Source organism: Lamprobacter sp. (assembly GCF_034860625.1).
Classification (GTDB): domain Bacteria; phylum Pseudomonadota; class Gammaproteobacteria; order Chromatiales; family Chromatiaceae; genus Lamprobacter.
This window is the reverse complement of record NZ_JAYESN010000153.1, coordinates 1-8,508: the sequence shown is the minus strand read 5'-3', so window position 1 is coordinate 8,508 and position 8,508 is coordinate 1. Positions and strand designations below refer to the sequence as shown.

Below are 8,508 nucleotides of genomic sequence, written 5' to 3'. Positions count from 1 at the left end.
ATATTATTATCGGGCAAACCGCCTGCCGGAGTCGAAGAAATATCTGGAGAAGGCTGTGAGCATGGCGCCTGAAAATGCCGAGATCAACTACAATCTTGGTCTCACCTTGTTCGCGCTCGGCGAATTCGATAGCGCTCGAATGCGAGCTCGTAAGGCCTATAAGCTAGGTTATCCTCTGCCGGGCTTGCGAAATAAACTCTCGGAAAAAGGCTATACACTGTGACATCGGAATCAAGATGGTAATCATGATTCCTCACTGAGAATCCTCTTTGCTACTACAACGATCAGATGTCTTCAAGCCTTGGACCTCGACTTCCTAACTTTATCAGTTAATGAGCTGAACTCGTTATGAATGGGTGGCTTAATCGTAAAAATGGCTGCAAGCCAAAAGCATGCGCAAAGAACTAGGACGGCAAAAAATAAAAGCAACGAGCCGTTCAACTGAAAATTCGTTAATGCGACTGCTGTTGCTGCCGGTGACGCTGTTATGATCGAGATCAATGCATTCTGGAAGAGCGACTTGGAAATATTGCTCAGGCGAAAATCAATATGCCGAGCAAGTTGCCAACTAACGAGGGCTAAGCGTATTAGTGTTGGGAATTGCAAAACTGCGACGACAGCAATCAAGCCATAAGGGGCTACAAGCAGTATGAGCGCAAGTCGTAATAACACCATGGTTAGATTGATTTTAAACACAGCGCGGATTTGACCAGCAGCGGTTAGCACGTCAACCGATAGGTGAAGAAGACTGGCTATGATGGCGCCAAAGCACATCCATTGTATTAGGGGAGCGGCGGCAAGCCACTGCTCGCCATAAAGCGTCATGATGGTTGGGTAGACAAGAATGGCCAGCACACTAAAGAAAGGCCAAGTCAGGCTGGTTAGGCATGAAACCGCATGGCCGTAGGAGACATTGGATGCGCTACCTTCGCGCACTTTCTGTGAAAAGACGGGCAAGACAACGCCCTTCAAGCCTTCTAGCACGGATGAATTAAAAAGCGTGATGGTTCCTGTGGCGCGGCTGAAAATTCCAACCGACTCCATGCCGAGAACCTTTCCAAAGATCATTTCCGGGGACGAACTCCCGATATGAGAGACGATACTGTCAGCACCTGCGTAGCGGCAAAATTTGAACACATGTGAGATTTCGGCGAATCCAGGAACGAGTGAGACATCCCTCGGCTTATAGACGAAGCAAAGTAATACCGTTGTCACCGTGCCAGAAATAGCACTCCAGACTAAAGCGCGATAGCCCTCGCCATAAAAGGCGGTGACGATTCCGACCGTAGTGCCGACCGCCGCACTCACGACCCGAATCACCATGATATCGCCAAATCGCATCTCTCGCCTGAGTAAAGCAAAAGTAATGGCGCCAAGAGGAACAAAGAAGAAATTGATCGTCAGTAGCTGCATGACCTCCTGGACTTCCGGCCGTTGATAGAAATCACCCGTCGGTCCTGCAGCGAGAAAAATGATGAGTCCAGCCGTCCAGCCAAAGGCCAGGTTGAGGGTGGATGCGGAACGTATTCTTGCCGATGTCAGATCCGGCTCTTGAACGATGTAGCGATTGATGCCGAATTCTCGGATCAATTGTCCTAGGCCGATGAAGACGGCGGCGACTGAATAGATACCAATGTCATCTGGAGTAACCAGTCTAGCAATGATGACGGTGGATACTAGCTGTATAACCAGTAACAGGTACTTGGTGCCGTATGACCAGGCTAGCGATCGACGAATATTAGGCATGTGTTAACGGCATCGTTGAATCCCAAAAGACGACCTTTCTATAGAACTACAGCTTGTTTAGCACTGTTCTCATGCGTGTTAAAACCTTGGAGGAAAACTGTCGTAATCGACCGCGGCCAGAGTCCCAGTTTTTACGAGACTCTTGCTTAATCGGATGCCAAAGCATGTTGGGCTGTTCACCCGGTGCGGATCGAAATGGACGAAACACGAGTGTTCCCGGAGAGAGGGAGTTCTGCAAGGGCGTATTCCAATAAAAGCGATTTAGGTTTTCCGGGCGTGTGAGGTGACTATCGCCCCCGATGTCCTCGACCTCTAGGCCCTGCTGTAGGGCAAGTGTCCCGAGTAAGGCCTCGAAGTGGCCGGTCCATCCTTGTTGGTAGAGGGGCGCGAGCTGATCCTTGAGTCGCCGAGAGAGGCGGCCGACCACCAGAAATAAACGCAAGCACTGCTCATCCGCAAGCTCGACATGAGGTGGAGGACTGAGTGACCGCCACAATGGCCAATGCGGGATTTGTGCCTTGGTGCGGATGGACGTTGTGATCAGGTCTGCCTGTGAAGCTTCAAAAGCCTGGAAAAAAAGCCTCCAATCACCACTGAAAGCGACGTCGTATTCGATGTACCAGAAAAAAGAATAGTCGGGCAGTCGATCGATCGCGTGAAAAATGAGCGCGTCCGCATTGCCAGGTATCTTTTTTGGAAACAGGGGGCTTGGGCGTTTATAGCGCCGCCAGGCTTCGCCATCATGGGGTAGGGTAGGGGTCTGTCCGGCTAACCGCTCGGCTTTTCGGGCGCTAATACCGGTGTCATCGTAGAACAAGATCAGATCATAATCCGCTGGTAGTTCGTTGCGGAGCTTAGCGAAGTGCTGCCTTACATTTCTGTTAATGACGTGCGTTGTGAAAAGGACGGCAGTTCGCTGCATGGCTGTCTTGCTCGACTGCTCGGGATTCAATGAGTCCGTGATACCAGAAGGTGTTCGGCGAGTGGATGGCTCGCATCGAGGTCGTCATCGGTTGTGTAAACTCGCATGTCGTTTTGCGACGGCAATGAAAAATCGTGAGCGGCAGCAGTGGCGCGCCATCCATGCAAGTTATCGATCTCTTCGGGGGCGAAGTCCTTCTTGACATACTTCTGAATTGCATGTCCAAGGCTCAGCACAATATAGTGTTTGAGTTTGAAATCGTCTGGGTACGGCTTGATGCCTGGAAAGTCGACCAGGTGCCCGCCAGTTGAATGCAGATCTACCGAGGGTGCCGTCCAGCGGCGGTGGCGAAGGACTTCGCGCGCGAAGGACTTCAGACCCGGCCAACGCTGTGGTTGTCGCTTCCAGGCATTGAGGCGATGCGGATGTCTGGGTGAAAACGGATAGTACCAGCGCATGGTTTTCTGAAAATCAGGATGATCATGGTCATCGGATTCATGCACGGGGAGAAAGGTGTACTCCATGAAGTTGATGGCATTGTAGCCTTCGCCATCTACACGAGCGATGGCTTCGGCCAATGTCTCACTCGAGTTTGGAGCAACGCGAATTTCATCGGGGTCCGCGTGCATCAGCCAGTCCGCCTTGATTTGGTCAGCGATGACCTCCTTGCGTAGCAAGATCTTGTTCCATTGATACAGACCGCCACGGGGTATGGTCTCGATGCCAATCACGTGCTGGTTGGAATACTCCTGAGCAATGTCGACCGTGTCGTCGGTCGATTCGTTATCGAGCAAGTACACCTCGATACCCTGTTGCAGGTAATGCTCGAGACAGGCGCGCATGAAGCGCCCTTCGTTGTAGCTGGCCAGGATAGCAACGATGCGCATAATTCAGTGTACTGCCGTTCGTTGAATCAGATTAGGCCGAGTCGGCCAAGTGCTGATTTCAGGTAGGTTTTGCTCAAGGCGCTCAGCGGTGGTTTCCAGCGGCTTAAATCCTCGGCGCCGGTATACAGCCTTTGGGCGTCAAACCGTCCCTGAGCTTGACTAAATCGCGCGACAACGCGCCACCAGTCCTCGGCCGCAAACTGTTCCACCTCGGCTTGCTGCCTGGGGGCGTATCCATGCTTGCGCAGGAAGTGCCGCAAAAGTTCGGCATAGAGGGCTCCAGCGGTGCGCAATTCGCTCAGATCGGCTGCGGGAAGGCCGGTGTTGAAGAGTTTCCAGAGCGTTGCTGTGTCCTGTTCAGCGATCTCGCGACCAAGCAAGGCATTGTAACGTTGTCTGAGAAAACGCATGCCGTTGTCGTTCATCGCCTGCGTGTTCTGAGAACTAGCATTGCTGGCGCTCTCGCGGTAGACGACGAGTTCCTCCGGGAGAATCACCACGCCACCGATGTCGCTGAACTCGCTGAACAACACAAAATCTTCGGCATAGGTGAATTCTGGACGGTACTGGAGACCATGGGCGCTGAGCGCGGCCCGTCGGTAACAGATCGAGGAGTGCACGATACTGCAACGCGTGTAGAGTCGCCAAGCCAAGATGTGAGGGCGCACTTCTCCGCTGTAGCAAGAGCGGAGTTGGCCGTTGGCGAGTTCCTTGGCGGCAGTGGCGAGCAGCACCACATCGGGGTTCGCATCCAGATAGGCGACCTGATGGCTGAGCCGGCTGGGAAGGCTGAGATCATCATGGTCGTTGGCGGCGACATACTCGCCGCGGGCTAGGGCGATCGCTCGGTTACGTGTTTGGCTGATGCCTTGGTTGGTGGCATTACGATGAACATGGATGCGTTGGTCGGAATAGCCCGCAAGTCGTTCAACGGTATCGTCCGACGAACAGTCGTCGACAATCACCAGTTCCCAATCTTCAAAGGTTTGTGCCAGTATGGCGTCGACAGTGTCTTGAATGACGGGGCCAGTATTAAAGGTGGTCATCAGTACGCTGACCCGCGGAGCAGCTTCGCCACGAGATGCCATTTAGATATCTCCACCCGAGAAGCGCTCGAGGAAGCGCCAGGGTTTTCCGAGCGGCCACGACCAAGAGGCAAAAATACGGTCGACAAGCGCTTGCGCGTACCCACGCTGCCGACCGATCAGTCGCAACTGCTCGACGAGCAAGGCGGGGTAGGCTGCACGATGCTGCTCAAGACGATCTCGCGCGCTATCCAGGACGGATTGCGACGGTTCACCGCCTTCTGATGCTGCGGCTTGCAGGAAGGTCTCGAAGACAGTGTTGACGACATCGCCAAGGGGGAAGGTCTCGGGAAGCTCCCGGGCTTGCTGGCGCCGAAGTGCTGGCGTGACGAAAGTCTGGATACGGTCACGGGCCTTTGGCAATGGAATCGGGAACTCGAGGCCGAGGTTCGCCTGAGTTCGCTTAAGCAGGATCAGTGGATTTCTGAGTAGGTCGTCAAAGGTGACAACGAGGCGCGGATATCCACGGGTGAGGCGCTCGGCTTCGAGGTTGTGTTCAAGCCAAAGGAGAAGGGACTTCTCGGCCGAAAACCGATCACGCTTGGCTAGCGAACCAACAACTTCCATTGGATGTCGCACCACCAGCATGAAATATGGCTGGACAGATAAACTGGACAACAAGGGTAGCCAATAGGCCATGAGACGGCACATCCGTGGATCTTTCAGCCCCCAGAGTGGCACCTTAGAAAAGTCTCGCTGCAAGACGCGCCGCAACCGCTGAGCGAGCGGATGGAGGCGTTCATCCTCGAACCAGGCTGGATCTAGTGGGAGAATGTCGTCCCAAGCTGACCCTAGGGTGTAGAGGATTCGGTCATTGATGTCAGCGACTGGCCCATGCTCGTAGAATCCTTTATCGTTGACCCCGGGTTGGGGCGCGTAAAGCCGCTCGCCAAGATGCACGCCCACGCATTGCAGGACACCCGTCAAGGCGGATGTGCCACTGCGGTGCATGCCCAAGGCGATGAGGACGCTATTGTTGAGTGTTGCTTTCATGTGGTTGTCGAGCGCCAGCGCGCTGGGTTGGTAATTCAACAATCATGACAAAAGCTCGTTACTCAACTGATGACTTTTGGTGGTACGGGCAGGCACACATCTGGTACTCAGTGTAATGTTCGCCAAAGTTTCTTGATCGCAGAACGAAACCAATAAATCGGAATTAAAATGCGTTTGGGATCTGTCGGATTTAAAATGCTTGGCAAATGTGTCCTGATTTGCTCGAGTAACACTTGAGGAGGCTCAGGCACAGGGCGGCCCATGGTCTTTGATTCCCATTCGTCAAATAAACATGCCCGCTCCGGAAAGTAGCGCATTCGAAGTTGAGCGACATCGTCTGCCCGGCTATCAAGGAACGTCTGCCTGCTCGTAAGATCAGGCCACAAATCATAGGGCGGATCAGGATATGCGTTCCGCACGGCTTTCTGAATCAAAGGGGTACGTAGCAACTCAATCAACTTATCGCTTTCATCGCGTGTTGATAAGTGCTGGTTGATCACATTCTTGATGACCGTCTCTTCTGAAGACAAACTGGGACGAACATGCTGCGTCGATACACAGTCGCTCAGATCAATGCCCAATGCTGCATAGAAGGATTCGCCAAGCGCCCCCAAGAGATCTTCGTAGATTAACACTCGAATTGAGCCAAATACACGTTCGACTACATTGGCATTCGATGTGTAATGAATACCCGGGGGTGGGTGAGAAATATAATCAGCAAAGGTCGGCATCCGGCGGGGGGGCGAGCTTTTCGCAACGTTCTCCTGGTACAAGCTGCGCAGATAGTCATCCGGCCGACGAAAAACCAACACCGGTATGACCTCGAAATCGGCCAATGCTGTATTCAATTTTTCTAGATAGCGCCTTCTTTTTTCCAGAAAGTTGCCGTTACCAAGCACATGTCGGTAAATTGCTTCAGCGCTAATGATCACTGTCAGGCCAGTCTCACAGGCTTCGGCATGCCATTGGCCTATCAAAGACTCTGCTTGTGTCTGGCTCAACTGTGTGGGTTCATCTGAAAATGCATGTGCTAGAGCGTGATGACCATCTTTCGGCCCCGGCGTGAACGGAGAAAAATTGGGATAATAAAGTCCAAGAGACTTCAACCTGTCGCGATTAGCGACGGAGAATGCTTGCAGAGCCGTGGTGCCGGTCTTGTGCGTCCCAAGATGTAAGTATAACCGAGGGCGAGACGACAGATTGTTCAGCATCGAGGTTTCCACAGAGTAACAACGACAAGGAATGCTAGAGGGTCAGTAGAGCAGCGGGACCTGAGAGTCTGCAGGGTCACCCAAGAGTCACGCTGGTTCCTCTGCTTGGCTCCACGGCCTGGCCAACTCTCTCGCGGATAAAGGCCTTGACATAAGTCCGTCCAGCACGGAGGATTCCTGTATGCCGAGCCATATAAAACAATAACTTACAACTTGACAACCATGCGGGCTGACTGAGGTGGACGAAGTTATGATCAAGGCCCGGATAAAGATCGACCACCAATTCTATCTTAGCCTCCATCGCGGGAGTTCGGGGCGTTGTGATCATGACTCGCACGCGGGTACCGGTCACGTGGTCACGTCGAACGACGGCGGTAAATATGCCACGTCAGTCATCGGAGTTTAGCAGCAAAAATATCGTTTTTCTTACGCCACGTGTGTGGCACTCTGTGAGACGCCGCCTCAGTAATCTCGTTTTCCAGGCTGCCTTGAGGTCGGCACTTGCCCCAATCAATGCTCCCGCTAGTGACTTGTTGTCTCAGTGAGAGTGTCTTCGTCGAAGTCTTCCGGCTAAGTTCAAGCTCGGGTATGCTCGCGAGAACGGCAGTTTCATAATGTATTGATATGCTAGAACGATACCTGATGAAGGTGCTGTTGGGAGTATGCCCGAACGTCATCTTCGCCCTCCCAACAGATCGGAGCGTTTCATGCGTAGCCAAGCTTCCCTGGCAGTGTTAATACCAACTCACAACCGGTTCCCATTGTTTCAACGGACGCTTGAGTCTGTTCTGGCCTGTCAGCGCCCCGAGGATAGAAAGGTTAGGCTGATTGTCATCGAAAATGGCGTTCGAGTAGGGGTCGAAGAATGTCTGCGGACAACCAAATCATGGCTCGTGCCTGAGTATCTCTATGTGCAGAACGGCAACAAGAGTCTAGCGTTAAATGCCGCTATGGACACTCTGGACGACGAACTTGCTGTGTTTCTTGATGACGATATCCAAGTTGAGTCAAATCTGATAAAGCAATATGCCGAAGCTGCCGACCACAACCCAAACAATTGTTTTTTTGGCGGTCCTTTTGCCGCAGATTATGTGAAAGAGCCGCCGGAATGGCTCTTAAAGTATCTGCCAGATTCGGCAAAGGGCTGGGCGCCTGTCACCTATGAATCACTGATTCCGGGGGCGCTTTGGTTTATCGGCTTCAATTGGGCGGCGTACACTGTTGATATCAAACGGGCGGGCGGCTTTAATCCTGATGTCGGGCCAGGCGCGAAATCTGGAGCCACTGGTCAGGAGACGGCGATGCAGAAAGCCTTAGTCGAGTTGGGTGTCAGCCCAGTGTACATTCCGGGTGCTCTGGTTCGACATTATGTTCCAGAAGAACGTTGTTCACCAGAATGGGCCTTAGAACGTGCTTTTAAAAATGGTGTAACGACCGGAATAAACAGTAACTTAGATATGTCAACGAGTCTCCTGTTCGGAATGCCGCGTTGGATGCTGCGCGAAAACCTGGAGCTACAGTGGCGGGCGTTAAAAGCGGCTTTGACCCAAGATTCTGAAGACGTTTTCCAAGCTCGCTACAACCTCGCTCAATTTCGCGGCACTGCTACTGGTATTAAGGCACTATTAGCACAACAAAACAAGCGACTAAAATAAGCGAGCGAT

The 8,508-nt window shown here is 52.7% G+C and carries 8 protein-coding genes; 2 read left to right on the top strand and 6 right to left on the bottom strand.

The features are described 5' to 3' along the window. On the top strand, positions 1 to 223 hold a 223-nt coding region (locus VBE63_RS22265), incomplete at its 5' end, for a tetratricopeptide repeat protein (RefSeq protein ID WP_323685216.1). Positions 224 to 294: 71 nt separating this feature from the next. Here VBE63_RS22265 and VBE63_RS22260 read toward each other — a convergent pair. The 6 genes from VBE63_RS22260 to VBE63_RS22235 form a co-directional block, all read right to left on the bottom strand. Then, positions 295 to 1,746 (bottom strand): lipopolysaccharide biosynthesis protein, encoded by a 1,452-nt coding sequence (locus VBE63_RS22260; RefSeq protein WP_323685215.1) that lies wholly within the window; start codon positions 1,744 to 1,746, stop codon positions 295 to 297. A 46-nt stretch (positions 1,747 to 1,792) separates the two neighbouring features. After that, complete coding sequence (locus VBE63_RS22255) at positions 1,793 to 2,563, bottom strand: hypothetical protein (RefSeq protein ID WP_323685214.1); 771 nt, start codon at positions 2,561 to 2,563, stop codon at positions 1,793 to 1,795. A gap of 131 nt (positions 2,564 to 2,694) precedes the next feature. Next, complete coding sequence (locus VBE63_RS22250; protein WP_323685213.1) at positions 2,695 to 3,555, bottom strand: glycosyltransferase family 2 protein; 861 nt, start codon at positions 3,553 to 3,555, stop codon at positions 2,695 to 2,697. Positions 3,556 to 3,581: 26 nt separating this feature from the next. Next, complete coding sequence (locus VBE63_RS22245; RefSeq protein ID WP_323685212.1) at positions 3,582 to 4,643, bottom strand: glycosyltransferase family A protein; 1,062 nt, start codon at positions 4,641 to 4,643, stop codon at positions 3,582 to 3,584. Next, positions 4,644 to 5,672, bottom strand: a complete 1,029-nt coding sequence (locus VBE63_RS22240) for a hypothetical protein (RefSeq protein ID WP_323685211.1) — start codon at positions 5,670 to 5,672, stop codon at positions 4,644 to 4,646. A 68-nt stretch (positions 5,673 to 5,740) separates the two neighbouring features. Next, complete coding sequence (locus VBE63_RS22235) at positions 5,741 to 6,844, bottom strand: hypothetical protein (RefSeq protein WP_323685210.1); 1,104 nt, start codon at positions 6,842 to 6,844, stop codon at positions 5,741 to 5,743. A 707-nt stretch (positions 6,845 to 7,551) separates the two neighbouring features. Between VBE63_RS22235 and VBE63_RS22230 the strand changes: the two genes are divergently transcribed. Further along, on the top strand, positions 7,552 to 8,499 hold the full coding sequence (locus VBE63_RS22230) for a glycosyltransferase (protein WP_323685209.1): 948 nt from the start codon (positions 7,552 to 7,554) through the stop codon (positions 8,497 to 8,499). Positions 8,500 to 8,508: the final 9 nt, after the last annotated feature.